Source organism: Marinomonas sp. MED121, from assembly GCF_000153025.1.
Taxonomy (GTDB): domain Bacteria; phylum Pseudomonadota; class Gammaproteobacteria; order Pseudomonadales; family Marinomonadaceae; genus Marinomonas.
This window is the reverse complement of the sequence record NZ_CH672431.1, coordinates 156,990-171,596: the sequence shown is the minus strand read 5'-3', so window position 1 is coordinate 171,596 and position 14,607 is coordinate 156,990. Positions and strand designations below refer to the sequence as shown.

The following is a 14,607-nucleotide window of genomic DNA, read 5'->3' as shown; positions in this document are numbered from 1 at the left end:
GTAAAGGCTAGATGAGGTAAAAGTAAAATGCTAAGAGGGCAAAAAAAGCACTGATCACTTGCCAAATGAGTACGGGGTTGCGTTCAATAAGTGGCGGTCGTGTCTCCCTAAGAAAAGCATGGCTTGGGTGTCTTAGATTATGCATAAACTCAAAGACATCCGAGTGACGGGATTCTGGTAAAGGGTGAACGGCTTGCTGAATAGCATAATCCACCCAAACCGGTATTTCGCTGTATTCATCCCTAACTGGATGATAGTAGAGGTTACGTTGCTTAGATAAGGTTTTTGCCTGTGCAACTTGTGTGCTGTAAGGGTAGCGGCCTGAAAGCAAAAAGTAGGTTAATATGCCTAATGAAAAAAGCTCGGATTTAACGCTACCTGCATCCCCCAAAAAGTATTCTGGCGCACTGTAAAGCGCGCTGCCTTTCAAATGATTATACCCTTGCTCTGGGCTGCTTTCGGCTAAGCCAGCCACATAAACAGAGCCAAAATCTATGATCTTTACGGTACCATTTTGGTCAATCATGATGTTCTCTGGGCGAATATCTTGATGGAGCATTTCCATCTTATGTAGGCTATTTAACCCTTTTGCTACTTGTTCGATGATATCCCTTACCTTTTCTAAGCTAGGTTTTGGGTGATCGATAGCCCATTGGGCTAGCGTTTGACCTTCAATATGTTCAAACAAGGTGTACAAAAAATTAGGTTGGCGCTGGGCTAAATCTGCTTTTAATACGTGGGCGCTATTGACGCGTCTAGCGATCCACTCTTCCCTTAAAAAGTGTTCCAGCGATTCTGGATCCTTGCTCAATTCTAATGAAGGGGTTTTAAGTACGAGCTTTTTATGGGACTGCATATCTTGTACAAGATAGATATGGCTGCGATTGCTATTGTGAATCTGTCTTAATACCTGATAACCATCAAAGCTACGATGTGGCTGTAATGGCGGTGGCAAGGGTAAGGCTTCTGCTTGTTGTTTGATTTGTTGAGAGGCAGCTTTTGGCACCTCATCTACACGCAATAGTTGAACGCTTAAATTATCATTACTGCCTGCTGCAAGTGCGTGAGCTATCAAGGCTTGAGCGGCCTGTTGCAGGTCTGCTTTGTGATTGTTTAAGATTCGAATAAAGTCGGCTTCTTGCACAAAATTATAAACCCCATCGGTACAGAGTATAAAAAATTGGCCGACTTCAAGCGGCACTGCCTGATAATCAAGCTCACATTTTGGGTGCATACCCATCGCGCGGTTTAAGTAGTTCTCACTTTCGCTGACCCAAAGCTTATGGTCATGGGTGACCTGAGTGAGGCCTTTATTGGATAGGGAGTAGACTCTGGTATCACCCACATGAAATACATGGGCAAGATGATGTTTGACGACTAGGGCGCTTAAGGTGCAGACATAGCCTTGATCCTTATTGTAGCGTCCTGGCCCTTGTTGAGATTGCGCAAATAGCCAAGAGTTAATGGCACTTAAGACCTTTTCTACCGAAGTTCTAACGGACCAAGCTTCGCTGGTGCAGTAATAGTCTTCGAGGAAGGTTTTGACCGCTGTCTCACTGGCGATTTGGCTGACAGGGCTTGAGCTTATGCCATCGGCCATCACCAAGGTGATGCCCTTCATGGTCAGCATATTCGGGCTAGGTTGACGGGCCCCATGAAAATCTTGATTCACTTTTTTAGGGCCTTTATCGGTAAAGCCCGCCACAGATACTCTTAATTCAGGTGCAGCTTCAAACATAAATTCTGCCTCCATCATGGCTTGCGGTCACAGGTTAAGCTCTCTAGGCCATGGGTTATTTATTATTCTTGTGCATTTTTACTCATTGTTTTTACTTTAATTGCTTTCACTTAACTTTTTAGGCTTAACTTTTTTGCTTTAATTGTTATGTGCTTTTATTAACAAACGACTCAGGGTTTACAGCATGCTGAGGAGCTGTTCTGACATGGGTTGTATATAGGGTCAGTCCAGTAAAGGCTAATCCGCCTACTAGGTTGCCCAGTGCCGTTGGGATTTCATTCCAGATGATGTATTCCATAAAGGAGAAGTCACCCCCCATAATCATGCTAAATGGAAATAAAAACATATTGACCACAGAGTGTTCGAAGCCCATGTAAAAGAAGAGAAAAATAGGCATCCACATGGCAATGACCTTGCCACTAACATTGGTAGAAATCATGGCGCCAACCACACCTAAAGACACCATCCAATTACACAACATGCCGCGAATAAAAATGGTCATCCAGCCAGCAACACCATGTTCAGCATAGCCTAAGGTTCGGGCTTCTCCGATACTGGCAACCTTATTACCCACAGCACCTGCATCCAGATTAAAGCCATAGGTAAAGATAAATGCCATCATAAAGGCAACGGTTAAAGCACCAGCAAAATTACCGACAAATACTAGACCCCAATTACGCAGTACTCCTTTTGTTGTCACCCCAGGTCGTTTATCAAGCAAGGCTAAAGGGGCCAATACAAAGACACCTGTAAGCAGGTCAAAGCCCATTAAATACAGCATGCAAAAACCAACAGGAAATAGAATCGCACCGATTAAAAAGTTGCCAGTTTCTACGGCAAGGGTAATGGCAAATACGGCAGCAAGCGCGAGAATAGCACCGGCCATAAAGGCTCTGATTAAAGTGTCTCGCGTTGACATGAAGACTTTAGATTCACCAGCATCAACCATTTTGGTAACGAATTCTGATGGTGCTAAATAAGACATAGGTATTTCTCTTTTTATGATTAAAGGAAATTCAATAAGAGTATGAGCAAAAGCTATGCCACACTCATTGTATGAAAACTAAATGAATAATTTCTAATATGGGCCAAAATCAGGCCAAATAAAACGGAGTGTTTGAGAAGTGATCAAAAATGGTGCGTTTTACATAAGGGGCGTATTTTTATGAATGTGTTATTAGCACTGAGTCTGCTTAGGCTAAAAAAGTAGAGATAAGCAACTTAATAGCGAGTTCTGTCTTAATGCAGGCTTGTGCTGCTGACAAAACTCACTAATAAGTAGGATTAGAGTGGCAATAGCCATGACACCCTAAGTCTAAAGACTCGCTTAAAAAGGCACGTCTGAATCTGAGTAACCATTACCTGTGTTTGAGTTATAGCCTTGGCTTTGATCTTGGTTTTGATCATAGACTTGAAAGCCATTATCTTGGCTGCTGTTCTGGATATAGTCTTGGCCTTGGTTCGGGTTAAAACCTTGACCACCAGGAGCTTCGATGCGCCAAGCCTGCAAACTCGTAAAGCATTTCTCAGGCTTACCTTGAGCAGCCCAAAGACGACCGTTTAGATTGAAGTGAACGTTAATCTCATCACCCACTTGGTATTGATCCATCAAGGCACACTTATCTTTAATCAGCTCTAAGGCAACATAGTTTGGGTAAGCTGGATTCTCGCCATCGCCTGTAAGTTGAATAACAAACTCACGTTTAGTAAAACCATTTTGACCGTATTCAGTCGTCGCGCCTATGCTATGGATTGTTCCTTGGGCTTCGAAACTTTTAGACATAATCAGTACCTTTAAACTTGCTTTAAAAACGTGTCAGCAGCATAGCATTTTTAATGAGGAATTTCTGGACGAAGCTAAGATAAAAGCAAAAATGCCGTCTGCTTTTATCTTGTTGTTCAAATCAAGTTTTAATCGAGAAAGTCCAAGGTCAATAACAAGCGTTTTTCGCCCACACCCACCGCAGGTGATCTATGTACCAGCCCCGCATTTTCATTACCCGGCCACAGCTCGCCTTTTAGTAAGGCCACATCACCCTCTGTTAACTGCTGAATATCCTCTTTGCTTTGATAAAGGCCAGACTGATCTTGCGCATCTTTCACTGCTCTCACCCCTAAGGCAGAACGGTTAATCAAACTATGAGGCAGCCATTGGGTCGCCACCCCTTTGTAGGTGGTTACCAAACGACAGGGTACTCTATCCACATGGAATCTAGGGCACATGGCGCTATCCAAAATCGTTAAGCGCAAGCCCGCTCTTTCTAGCTCGAATAAGCAGCAGAACATATCAACCAGTTCTGCAATATTCTGACTTAGGGGCAAGACGTTATCCGTGTTGCCCAAGGCTTTATGTATGGTGTCTAGCGCTAACTCTGGTGTGAGTGCCATATTGCGTTTATAGCTGTCTTTCTCACTTAAAAAAGCATCAATGGCGTGTTGCAGCGCGGCATCAGAGTCTCGTTGCCAAACCACCATATTGGTATCTTGCTGGTAGACTGCGGTCAGTACATCTAATGTTTGCCCAACAATGAACTTGCCTTGCACTTGCTCTTCTAGTGCTTGCTCTTTATGACTCTCTAGGGCTAATGCGCTCATGCACTTTCCTCCCAGGCTGGGAAGGGGTCATTTAAGCTGGCCCAAAACGCCTTACCTTGAACGATTTCATCATCCGATAATAAGCAGTTATCCAACGCGGTAATCATGGCATCTTGATTTAGGCCTTGGCCAATAAAGGCCAATTCTTGGCGCATATCCCCAAAAGGTTCAGTCCAATGTTCATTGATCGCCGCTAGGCTTGCTTCATCCGTTGGCCAGTTATCCTTAGGCACGGCTTTCCAAAACATGCCGGCAAAACCATAACGGGCAATACCACCTGCTTGGCTCCATTGCCCCGCAAATTCTGGGCGAGTCGCTAACCAGAAATAACCCTTAGAGCGCAGTAGCTTTCCGTAGTCTTTGGTATTGTGTAAGAAGTTAAAGAACTTCTCAGGGTGAAAAGGGCGGCGGGCCACATAACTAAAACTGCCAATGCCGTATTCTTCGGTTTCTGGCACATGTTCACCGCGCATTTCTTTTAACCAGCCCGGTGCTTGTTGAGCTCGGTCAAAATCAAACAAGCCTGTATTCAATACTTTATCGATATCGACTTGGCCATTTTCAATGGGAATAATTTGAGCTGAGGTATTGAGCGAGGTTAAAATCGCCTTGAGCTTATTCATGTTTTCCATGGTCACAAGGTCGGACTTACTCACCAGAATAATATCGGCAAATTCCACCTGATCAACCAACAAGTCCGCCACGCTGCGCTCATCCTCTTCACCTAAGGATTCACCCTTATCTTGCAAGTACTGGGCTTCTTCATAATCCTTCATAAAGTTAACCGCGTCGACCACGGTTACCATGGTATCTAAAGTCGCCACATCAGACAGAGACACACCGTCTTCATCGGCAAAGGTAAAGGTTTCAGCCACAGGTAAAGGCTCAGAAATCCCTGTGGATTCAATCACCAAGTAGTCAAAACGACCCTCTTTGGCTAGCTCTGTGACTTCTAACAATAGGTCTTCACGCAGGGTGCAGCAGATACAGCCATTGCTCATCTCGACCAGCTTTTCTTCGCTGCGATTTAACGAGACTTCGTTTTGAATGATGTTGGCATCGATATTGATCTCACTCATATCATTCACGATAACCGCCACCTTTTTACCTTGGCGATTATTTAAAATATGGCTAAGTACCGTGGTCTTTCCTGCCCCTAGAAAACCGGATAAAACGGTTACAGGCAATTTTTTAGGATGTGTCATAGGATACTCTGGCTAAAAAACGGTTTATGAGAAAATGGGATTAAAGAAATGTTATAACATAACATTTATAAAATAAACCAAGCTTAAGCAAAACAGCATGAATCGCTTCAAGACTTATCAGGCAGAGACTCAAATAGTGAGACCAGAGACTTAATGAGAAAGGGGAAATTACAGACATAAAAAAACCACCAATGAAGGTGGTTTTTAAATTTGGTGGAGACGGCGGAGATCGAATCTTATATATTATTTTTAATGAAATCAGTAGTTTAATGATTTATAAAATATGTTTTTAGGGATCTATAGCCTTCTTTCGCCTTATTTTACATCTAGTGTGTGTCGTTAAATTTTTATATATTCAAAACTATATGTTTTTCGACTAGTTGTTGATTTGAATAGTTGTACATTAGGTGCAAATTGCTCAATCCACAGTTTAGCCTTTTTCTCTAATGTAATTGAAGACGATGCTCCAAGAATAATTCTATTTATAAATTTAACTGGTAGTGTTTCTGTATGGATAGCTACTCCATTTGGATCGTATCCAGTAAGTGGAATTGTTCCCAAATGGACAACACAACGCCATTCTTGTTCTTCTTTCCACGCTTCATCTTTTACGAAGCTTAATTCAATTATTTTTTCTACTAAAAGCTCATCTAAATGAGGTCTTGTAGATGCATAAAGCAAAGGCCGGAAATAATCCGGTAAAGCTTTTATATGTTCGAGTTTTTCTACATCTAATTCAATTACAAAGCCAGTATGGTCTTGAGCATAGTGGGACCACATAGTTCTAGAGCACTCATTTTTACTGCATGAAAGTATGCCAATATTATCATTTATAATCTCATATGTTCCCTTATGAAATTTTTCACTCCATGTTGGTAAGCAAGGATTTAATTCAAAAGGGTCATTTAACAAACTTGGTTGGGAAAAACGAAGGCTTACTCCTTCTTTAGTAAATATAAAGTCAAAGGAGTTTGGAGGGTAATATCTGTAAAACATAACGATCCTTGTTTAATATTTGGAAAGCGGATTTAGCCTTGTAGCTTCTTCCAGAAAGTCGGGCGATAGGTGAGAGTATCGCATTGTCATTTTAAACCTAAAGCTCGATTAACTTAGAAGCTCGGCATACCTTTTTAGGTCATTTAGGCTCAGGTTAGCTTTGTATTGGACTATTGTGTAGCGCTCGAACCTATCGCATTCTCCCTTAGTTGGAAAGGTAAGTTTATATTCACGGTTACCACGTCCAGCAACACTAAAGCGGATTTCATAACCTGTAGGGACTTTTTTATGGTCATAATTTATGGCCCTGTTTGACGTTTTAAATCCTTTAATATTTGCACATTAGTTTTCCTTCATGTCATAGCTATAGATTTCAATATGCTGATGACTTCCATAATTAGTTTCAAAATATTCTGTATCTCTAATGAATGTATGTTTAGAGGTTCTAAATTCACGGAGTGAATCGTAATATGTCATTTCGATATCAAAATTATCAACTACAGAGTATTGATCCAGAACAATATGTAAATGGCAGCAGTCTCCTCGAAAAATCTTTTTCACTTTTCCATCATTTTGATTGATTCCTGCTTCAAGGTTTTTAATTCTTATAAAAACTTCAGTAGCATCGGCAAGATGATTCTCTATTTCAAAAGCAAAGTGTATGTGGCATTTTCCGGTAGTAATGTCTTCTACATCATTTAGATAGCAGCTTTTAAATTCGAATAAAGGTTGAGCGAGTTTAGTCTTAATTTCTTCTCTTTTTATTTCTTTATTTTTAGATTTTAGCAATTCTTTATGTTGAGTTCTGTGCTGAACTATTAGCAGGAATACAGCAATAGGAGCAAAAACTCCACCTGAAAAACTACCTAATTCAGCAAGACTTAAATCTTGAATATTAAGTATTTTATCGGAAAAATTAATATATATAAGTCCAAGATATACTCCTATCAATGAGCCTTGGAAAAGTTGAGGGATAATATGAAACTTTATTGTATTAATCATTTAATTCCCTCTTTTAAATCATTGGATGCCCAGACCAAACAACACGGCCGATTATGCGCAGTGTGTTTAGGTCTGATGATGGAATGACGATATCCCCATAATTTTTGTTATCTGAGGTAATTTCGACTGTGCCGTGGAATTGCTTTTGAACTCGCTGTACAAACAACTCACCGTCATAGTTGATGACATAAATCCCTCCATCACTAGTTACTGAGCTCATTGTTTTATCAATGACCAAAGAGTCGCCGCTGTAGATGGTTGGCTCCATGGAATCACCACGGGCATACATAGCAATATCTCTACTATTCGAATCTAATGTCATTGCTTCACAACTTCCTTTTCAGTATTTTGCTCTTTATACGCCTCTCATTTTTATATTTCAATTACTTCAACTTGTTGTTCTGAAAAGTTATTTATTGGAGTTTTTGCAATTAACTCCTTTTTATCTTTGAGAGTAAAGGGACGGCTCTTTGGGATAACGTAGCGTAATTCTGATAACAGGGCTAATTCAGATCTGAATGTGGCTAAAAATGAAACTGTCGCTGCATTATTTTTGAATAATTGATTGTTAAGTATAAATAAAGAAAGTTTCTAGTAGTGCAGTGCTTGTCGGTTGATGCCGATTTTGTTGGCGCAATCCCGCCAGATTCTAGTGACGGCCTGCAATTCGTATTCTCTTTAGGGCGGGCTTGTCACTGCTAGCGCTCGATTTCTTTTCAAATATTATAATCTTACTTAATTTCAGATAGCTTTCGCTTACGGAATTGCGAGGGGACATATTTGTTTATGAATAATATTGAATAGAGAAATAAAAACTCCCTCATTTGAGGGAGTCTCATTGCAGTTACTCCTATTCAGGGATCTTTTTCCAATCGGTGTCTTTGCCAAAGACATCCATGATAGGTGCACCATCTAATTTATAATATTCTATTACTACTGAGCCGTTCGCCAAGGCGGCTAAGATTATATTCGCTGCGGCATCCCAAGTGCCATTACCGGGCCAATTAGCAAGGTTTGGGTTGGCACTAACGACTCCTAGTGGTCTAGAGCATTTTACCAGTGCATTGTTTAGTTTTGCTTTGTTTACTTTGTTATCACAGTACGCTTGTACTAACCCAGCATTGTTAGCATCAAATGTAATATAAGCATGCGCAGGCAAATTAGCGCGTCTTGCTGGAGGGGGCGCAGTCAATTGTTGATTTAATATGTTTTGGTATTGTCCCCACGACCTATCACTATGAAATATAGACTTCACAATAGTCGCGCCTGCTGATTGAAATGTATCTTTTTCATCAAATGTTAAATTTTCAATTAATAAATCACCAGCCATGTTATGTCTCCCTCTTGTTTATGAGTCGGTTTTCAAATGTTTTCATACAGTGATGTTCTGAATGAATGAGAGAGGTTAGGTGTAATCTGATTTATAAACTCGGTTAGAGGTATGCTAAATGTGGTGGAAATGATGAGATAAATTTTTTCATACTAAAAGCCTGTTCATCTGAGCTGTTTAATAAATGATTCCTTTTGTTTTTCAGTCAGCTAGAATGACTAGATGCCATTATCTAAAGAGGAGCCACTTGCTCCTCCTGACAATGGCTGATGTTGAATTGAGCTTTCTGGGATAAAAGATGTTTTATAGCGTCGAGCATGGCTCGAATAGGTGACAGATTGTGCTCATAAATCTCAGGTATAAAAAAAGCCGCTAATAAGCGACTTCTTTTGTGTTGTCAGAATTAACTCTTTAAATTCTGGTCAAAATTACAATCGATTTTCAATAAACCACTTTAAAATCAACCGCTTAAGTGATGGGGCCTGTTGTGAGGCGTCGAACATGGTTCGAATAGGTGACAGGTTGTGCTCATAAATCGCAGACATAAAAAAAGCCGCTAATAAGCGACTTCTTTTGTGTTGTCAGAATTAACTAGTTAAATTCTGACAACATTACAATCGATTTTCAATAAACCATTCGAAAATCAACCACTTAATTGGTGGAGACGGCGGGGATCGAACCCGCGTCCGCCAATCCTCTGCCATCGGCTCTACATGCATAGTCTCTTCTATTTTTTGACCATTAACCGCCCGAAGGACAGGGTATTAACGGCGAGCCTACTTAATCTTAGAACCTTATCCCTAGGCGGGGCATCGGTTAGCATCTCGTAATTTATGATACTGCGGAGTCTCAGGCTACAAGCAACCGGAGGGCAGCACACTAGCAGGGGTTTAGGCTGCTAAAGCGTAGTTTTCGTCGTTTGCGACTATATATTTGATGCGGGGGATTTACGAGATCACGCATCACTCTCGACATGCACCTCAGGGTTTGTAACCGGCGTCGAAACCATGTCGTCCCCAAAGATGGGCGAATTTTAACGGAATCTATTTGATTTCGCTAGTTTTCTTTGCTCTTTAGTGGGCTTTCTCGCTCACTTTATGCGTTTTCTAGCCGGCGAGATTTTGGTTTCCTTGTTTGCTGCACTCTTCAGTCTGTAGCCTTCTTACGCTTGCTCGCACTTTCTTTATGCGCTTTCTAGCTCTTTCTTTGTGCGCTTTCTCGCTCTTTCAATATGCGCTTTCTAGCTTCAGAGTTTTTGATGGGTGCTAAAAAACAAAACCCGCTAAGTCTAGGACGAAGCGGGTTGATGAATCAGCAAGGTGTTTGTTTAACGTGTGCTGTGTTTCATCATGCGTTCTTTATCACGAGCCCAGTCACGGTCACGGGTAGTATCACGCTTGTCTATGTCTTTCTTACCTGTTGCTAGGGCAATTTCGACCTTGATGTGGTTGCCTTTCCAGTACAAGGCGGTGGCTACACAGGCTTTACCTTTTTGCTCTGTTACTTGGATTAGCTTGTCGATTTCTTTTTTGTTTAATAATAGCTTTCTATCACGGGTTGGTTCGCACACAACATGGGTAGAGGCTGTCATTAAAGGTGTGATTAGTGTGTTAAGCAGCCAAGCTTCGCCATTGCGTAAAAATACGTGCGAGTCGACTAGCTGTGCTTTCCCTGCGCGAAGACTCTTCACTTCCCAGCCAGTCAGGCAGATTCCTGCCTCGAACTTTTGCTCGATGAAGTAGTCGTGGCGGGCCCTTTTATTTAAGGCAATAGTGCCGCTGGTGTTAGATTTCTTCTTTGCTTTACTCATGGCGAGAAATTATACGGTCGAAAGTGGGAAAATCCTATGCTTTTCTTGAGCTCAAGTCATTAATGTTAGAGAATTCGCGCTCGAATCTGTTTTTTGGGGTTCGGCTCACTAATCGTTTGGTTTTAGTGGCTTATAATTAGGTCATAGGTTAAAACCAGTATTTAATTTTTGATTATTATTTTCTCTAAAAGAGCAGGTATTATGCCGAAAAATCGGTGTCTTCAAGGTATTTGGGCGAGCCCATGGGTGTTTATCTTTGCCGCAGCGGGTTCGGCTGTTGGTTTAGGAAACCTGTGGAAGTTTCCTTATATGATGGGTGAGAATGGCGGCGGCGCTTTTTTGTTTGTCTATATTATTTGTCTTTTGTTAGTGGGCCTACCTGTGTTGATCGCCGAAGTGGCTTTAGGGCGTACGGTTAGATCAAACCCCATAGATACAGTGAATGATTTAAGTGAGCGTCGCATTATTGCCAAGGGCTGGGTCGGCTTACCTTGGCTTGCAGGTGTGGTGGGCTTTTTAGTTTTCAGTTTTTACAGTGTGATAGCCGGTTGGTGTGTGTCCTATTTTAGGCGTGCTATTACGGGTGAATTTAATGATATCACCTTGCCTAAATCCCAGTTTATTTTTGATGAAATGCTTGCCAAGCCAGAAGAAATGGCGATTTGGAACAGTGTTTTTTTAGTCATGGTAATTTTGGCGGTCGGCCAATCCGTTACCCGTGGTTTAGCAAAGCTAGTTAAATTTTTGTTACCCGCTCTCATTATTCTTCTGGTTACTCTGTCTTTTTATTCACTTCAAGTGGGTGATGTGGCGCAAACCTTGGAGTTTTTATTTGGCTGGAAATGGTCGGATATTACCTTTGATGTGGTGCTGGCGGCTGTTGGCCATGCTTTTTTTAGTTTGAGTATCGGTATGGGCGCCATGTTTGCCTATGGCGCTTATATGAGTAAGCATATGTCGATTGCCAGAGCCTGCTCTATCGTAGTAGGGCTAGACCTTTTGGTTGCCTTGCTCGCCGGTTTAATCATCTTCCCTCTTGTTTTTGCCTATGACCTTGATGTGGCATCTGGCCCAAGCTTAACCTTTGTTTCTTTACCGATTGTCTTTGGTGCCATCCAAGGCGGACAAGTTTTAGGTGGGCTCTTTTTTACCCTGATGATCATTGCTGCCCTGACCTCAGCGATCTCTATGTTAGAGTTGTTTATTGCTTGGTTGCATGAGCGTTTCTCAATGAACCGCTTTAAAGCGGCGATCCTATCTGTGAATGCGGCTTGGTTTATTGGTTTGGCAGTAATCTTGTCGTTCAATGATTGGTCTAACTATGTTGTCATGGGGCTGACTTTCTTTGAGCTACTGGATTCCTTAACCAGCTTAGTCTTGCTGCCAATTAGTGCGATTGTGCTAACAGTATTGGTTGCATGGTTTATCCCGCAAACTATGTGGGAAAAAGAGCTGATTACTCGCAACCCTAAGCATTTTTCTTGGTGGTATGTGACCCTTAAATACATTAGTCTGCCGGCAATGTTATTAATTGCGGTAACTGGTTGGTTAGGAGCTTAAGCGTGACCCGTATTGAAAGATCGGCCTATGTGCCTTTTAGTGCCGAGCAAATGTTTGATTTAGTGAATGATATAAAAGCCTATTCTTTGTTCTTACCAGGTTGTCACAGTGCCAGTGTTATTTCACAAACAGATGATGAAATCGTTGCCTCATTAGAAGTGAGCAAAGGCCCTGTTAAACAAAGTTTTACGACGCGTAATCTGTTAACACATGCAGAGCGTATTGAGATGAATTTGGTTAAAGGCCCCTTTAAAAAACTACATGGGGTTTGGCATTTTACTGATTTGCCTGAGGGTAACTGTAAGATCTCTCTAACAATCGATTTTGAATTAAGTGGCATGTTGAAATTTGCCTTTGGTGGAGTTTTCAGTCAAGTGGCTGGCTCCATGGTGGATTCCTTTAGTAAGCGTGCAAAGGTGGTATACGGTGAATAAAACAATGATTCGTGTGGAAGTGGCCTATGCCATGCCGGACAAACAAAAAATTGTGGTACTAGAAGTTGAAGAAGGCACCTCTGTAAAAGAAGTGGTGATGCAATCTAATATAGAAACCTTTTTTCCTGGGCTTGATAAAGCTAACGCCAAATTAGGCATTTTTGGTAAATCTGTACGTAAGCCTGAGGATCAGGCGATTAAAGCAGGAGAGCGTGTTGAGATTTATCGTGAATTAACGGTTGACCCTAAACGAGCACGAGCGAACCGTGCGGAAAAGGGTCAGGCTAGTTAATTTTTGATCTTGTTGCAAAATTTGATCTATTTATCTGGAAACACTGGCAAGTTAGCTAACACGAACTAGCCTCTGAGTGAATCAGTTAAAACGTAGGGTTAGGTAAAGTAATGAGAGAGTGGAAAAATATTGAGAGAGTGTCGGGTTAGGTAAGAAACCTAACCCAGCACCAGCAGAAGAGGGGTGTATTAAAGCCCTAGGATCTCAATTAACTTACCTTGTTCGAAGGTAAGTGTTAGATCAGAGACTTCACTTTCAATTGTCTTTTCATTGGCATCTACAACACTAAACACATAGTGCCATTCGTTTGGCTTGTAGAGGTCTCGTATCATAGGTGAACCAACAAGATATTTAACCTGTGATTCTGTCATGCCTAGTTCTAACTGATTGACTTGCTGTAATTCTAGTACATTACCTTGGGCAACAGGCACCTTGTAAGCAGGTGGAAGTAGCCCACAAGCAGTCAAACTAAAAATACTAATTAATACGATAAAAAATTTATTCATTTGAATGATCCTAATTTAGATGTAGTAATGATAAAGTAAATGTAAATAAGGTTCGAATAGAGAATTACCTATGACTAGCGAAAATCAAGAATTAAAGAAAGCCGGACTTAAAGTTACCCTGCCAAGGGTAAAGATTTTGCAAATTTTGGAAGGTGCGGGCGAGCGTCACATGAGTGCGGACGATGTTTATCGCACCTTGTTGGAACAGGGTGAAGATGTTGGCCTTGCCACTGTCTACCGTGTTTTGACTCAATTTGAAAATGCAGGTCTTGTAGTACGTCATCATTTTGAAGCCGGTACAGCCGTTTTCGAAATTGCTAAAGGCGAACATCATGACCATATGGTGTGCATGGATTCAGGTAAAGTCATTGAATTTTACGATCCTATTATTGAAAAACGCCAAAAAGAAATCGCTGAAGAGCATGGTTATGTGATCGAAGATCACAACCTAGTACTTTATGTACGCCCTAAAGACTAGGTCTTAGTCTTTCAACTTGGGGATAAGTTCACTAGTTATGCCCAAGTAAAGCGTCAAGTTAAGAATATAGTGCGCCAGTCAAAGGATTGAGCTTGTTCGCCGTTGGGCAGATGGCGGATGAGGACTCATTAAAAAACCAGAAGATAATTTCTTCTGGGGTTTTTTATTTTAAATAAAAGGACTTGTGAACTCGGAGTTACTTTGTCATAAGGTTCGTTAAAATGTTCTCTGGCTTATTAGCTTGCTGTACATTGTTATAAACGTCTCCTCAAAATGCTCTCTGGCTTATGAGCTTGCTAATACTTCGTTAAACACCTCCTCAAAATGCTCATTTATAATTATAAACTCCGCTTTTTCGTCAGCGTTTGCCTCGTCTTAGCGTCGCTCATTGCGCCAGTGGTTTGTTGGGCTTATCAGAAACTCCGTTTTTTCGTTGCAAATAACCTTGTTTAATAGCGCCTCGTCTTAGCGTCGCTCATTGCGCCAGTGTAAGGTGGAGGGTAAGTGGGATCCCTTTTTGGAAACCTGATTCGTCTTAGCTTCGCTCATTGCATCAGTGGAGGGTAAGTGAGGCTGCTTTTTGTTGAAATCTGGATCGTCTTAGATTCGCTCATTGCGCCATCATAGCTAGGTGATTAGGACTTCTATTAAACCTGATTCG

At 41.4% G+C, this 14,607-nt stretch carries 15 protein-coding genes and 1 other RNA gene; 4 read left to right on the top strand and 12 right to left on the bottom strand.

Annotated features, from left to right (window positions below; all coding sequences use genetic code 11):
• Positions 1-7: 7 nt before the first annotated feature.
• From MED121_RS12330 to smpB, 11 genes are all read right to left on the bottom strand, one after another.
• Positions 8-1,738: a bifunctional protein-serine/threonine kinase/phosphatase gene (locus tag MED121_RS12330; RefSeq protein WP_036180433.1), complete on the bottom strand. Its 1,731-nt coding sequence runs from the start codon at positions 1,736-1,738 to the stop codon at positions 8-10.
• Between the two features lie 145 nt (positions 1,739-1,883).
• On the bottom strand, positions 1,884-2,723 hold the full coding sequence (locus MED121_RS12325; protein ID WP_009834034.1) for a formate/nitrite transporter family protein: 840 nt from the start codon (positions 2,721-2,723) through the stop codon (positions 1,884-1,886).
• A gap of 342 nt (positions 2,724-3,065) precedes the next feature.
• Positions 3,066-3,521 (bottom strand): DUF3127 domain-containing protein, encoded by a 456-nt coding sequence (locus MED121_RS24080; RefSeq protein WP_009834033.1) that lies wholly within the window; start codon positions 3,519-3,521, stop codon positions 3,066-3,068.
• 128 nt (positions 3,522-3,649) lie between these two features.
• Positions 3,650-4,333, bottom strand: coding sequence for a DUF1826 domain-containing protein (locus MED121_RS12315; RefSeq protein WP_009834032.1), 684 nt, complete (start codon positions 4,331-4,333; stop codon positions 3,650-3,652).
• Entirely contained in the window at positions 4,330-5,538 is a 1,209-nt protein-coding gene (zigA, locus tag MED121_RS12310; protein WP_009834031.1) for a zinc metallochaperone GTPase ZigA, read from the bottom strand. The genes MED121_RS12315 and zigA overlap by 4 nt, the downstream gene beginning before the upstream one ends.
• A 339-nt stretch (positions 5,539-5,877) precedes the next feature.
• Complete coding sequence (locus MED121_RS12305) at positions 5,878-6,534, bottom strand: DUF2971 domain-containing protein (protein ID WP_009834030.1); 657 nt, start codon at positions 6,532-6,534, stop codon at positions 5,878-5,880.
• 342 nt (positions 6,535-6,876) lie between these two features.
• Positions 6,877-7,536, bottom strand: a complete 660-nt coding sequence (locus MED121_RS12300; protein ID WP_009834029.1) for a hypothetical protein — start codon at positions 7,534-7,536, stop codon at positions 6,877-6,879.
• Positions 7,537-7,549: 13 nt separating this feature from the next.
• On the bottom strand, positions 7,550-7,858 hold the full coding sequence (locus MED121_RS12295) for a S24 family peptidase (protein ID WP_009834028.1): 309 nt from the start codon (positions 7,856-7,858) through the stop codon (positions 7,550-7,552).
• A 528-nt stretch (positions 7,859-8,386) separates the two neighbouring features.
• Complete coding sequence (locus MED121_RS12290; protein ID WP_009834027.1) at positions 8,387-8,866, bottom strand: hypothetical protein; 480 nt, start codon at positions 8,864-8,866, stop codon at positions 8,387-8,389.
• Positions 8,867-9,522: 656 nt separating this feature from the next.
• Positions 9,523-9,884: a transfer-messenger RNA gene (gene ssrA, locus MED121_RS24075) on the bottom strand.
• 309 nt (positions 9,885-10,193) lie between these two features.
• Positions 10,194-10,676 (bottom strand): SsrA-binding protein SmpB, encoded by a 483-nt coding sequence (smpB, locus tag MED121_RS12285; protein ID WP_009834026.1) that lies wholly within the window; start codon positions 10,674-10,676, stop codon positions 10,194-10,196.
• 201 nt (positions 10,677-10,877) lie between these two features.
• Here smpB and MED121_RS12280 point away from each other — a divergent pair, with 201 nt between their 5' ends.
• Genes MED121_RS12280 through MED121_RS12270 form a run of 3 tightly spaced genes read left to right on the top strand, consistent with a single transcriptional unit; the run spans position 10,878 to position 12,962 of the window.
• Complete coding sequence (locus MED121_RS12280; RefSeq protein WP_009834025.1) at positions 10,878-12,236, top strand: sodium-dependent transporter; 1,359 nt, start codon at positions 10,878-10,880, stop codon at positions 12,234-12,236.
• A 2-nt stretch (positions 12,237-12,238) separates the two neighbouring features.
• Positions 12,239-12,670 carry a type II toxin-antitoxin system RatA family toxin gene (locus MED121_RS12275; protein WP_009834024.1) on the top strand — a complete coding sequence of 144 codons (432 nt, stop codon included), beginning with the start codon at positions 12,239-12,241 and terminating at the stop codon, positions 12,668-12,670.
• Positions 12,663-12,962 (top strand): RnfH family protein, encoded by a 300-nt coding sequence (locus MED121_RS12270; protein ID WP_009834023.1) that lies wholly within the window; start codon positions 12,663-12,665, stop codon positions 12,960-12,962. The genes MED121_RS12275 and MED121_RS12270 overlap by 8 nt, the downstream gene beginning before the upstream one ends.
• A gap of 188 nt (positions 12,963-13,150) precedes the next feature.
• On the opposite strand, the gene bamE is transcribed toward MED121_RS12270, so the two are convergent.
• A complete protein-coding gene (bamE, locus tag MED121_RS12265) occupies positions 13,151-13,468 on the bottom strand; it encodes an outer membrane protein assembly factor BamE (RefSeq protein WP_009834022.1) in 318 nt (105 codons plus the stop codon).
• A gap of 70 nt (positions 13,469-13,538) precedes the next feature.
• Between bamE and fur the strand changes: the two genes are divergently transcribed.
• A complete protein-coding gene (fur, locus tag MED121_RS12260; RefSeq protein ID WP_009834021.1) occupies positions 13,539-13,946 on the top strand; it encodes a ferric iron uptake transcriptional regulator in 408 nt (135 codons plus the stop codon).
• Positions 13,947-14,607 lie beyond the last annotated feature (661 nt).

Excerpts from the sequence above, each read along its gene's own strand:
- fur (WP_009834021.1), top strand. The coding sequence starts at position 13,539 with ATGACTAGCGAAAATCAAGAATTAAAGAAAGCCGGACTTAAAGTTACC.
- MED121_RS12330 (WP_036180433.1), bottom strand. The coding sequence starts at position 1,738 with ATGTTTGAAGCTGCACCTGAATTAAGAGTATCTGTGGCGGGCTTTACC.
- MED121_RS12290 (WP_009834027.1), bottom strand. The coding sequence starts at position 8,866 with ATGGCTGGTGATTTATTAATTGAAAATTTAACATTTGATGAAAAAGAT.
- smpB (WP_009834026.1), bottom strand. The coding sequence starts at position 10,676 with ATGAGTAAAGCAAAGAAGAAATCTAACACCAGCGGCACTATTGCCTTA.
- MED121_RS12295 (WP_009834028.1), bottom strand. The coding sequence starts at position 7,858 with ATGACATTAGATTCGAATAGTAGAGATATTGCTATGTATGCCCGTGGT.
- zigA (WP_009834031.1), bottom strand. The coding sequence starts at position 5,538 with ATGACACATCCTAAAAAATTGCCTGTAACCGTTTTATCCGGTTTTCTA.
- MED121_RS12300 (WP_009834029.1), bottom strand. The coding sequence starts at position 7,536 with ATGATTAATACAATAAAGTTTCATATTATCCCTCAACTTTTCCAAGGC.
- MED121_RS12325 (WP_009834034.1), bottom strand. The coding sequence starts at position 2,723 with ATGTCTTATTTAGCACCATCAGAATTCGTTACCAAAATGGTTGATGCT.
- bamE (WP_009834022.1), bottom strand. The coding sequence starts at position 13,468 with ATGAATAAATTTTTTATCGTATTAATTAGTATTTTTAGTTTGACTGCT.
- MED121_RS12315 (WP_009834032.1), bottom strand. The coding sequence starts at position 4,333 with ATGAGCGCATTAGCCCTAGAGAGTCATAAAGAGCAAGCACTAGAAGAG.
- MED121_RS12305 (WP_009834030.1), bottom strand. The coding sequence starts at position 6,534 with ATGTTTTACAGATATTACCCTCCAAACTCCTTTGACTTTATATTTACT.
- MED121_RS24080 (WP_009834033.1), bottom strand. The coding sequence starts at position 3,521 with ATGTCTAAAAGTTTCGAAGCCCAAGGAACAATCCATAGCATAGGCGCG.
- MED121_RS12280 (WP_009834025.1), top strand. The coding sequence starts at position 10,878 with ATGCCGAAAAATCGGTGTCTTCAAGGTATTTGGGCGAGCCCATGGGTG.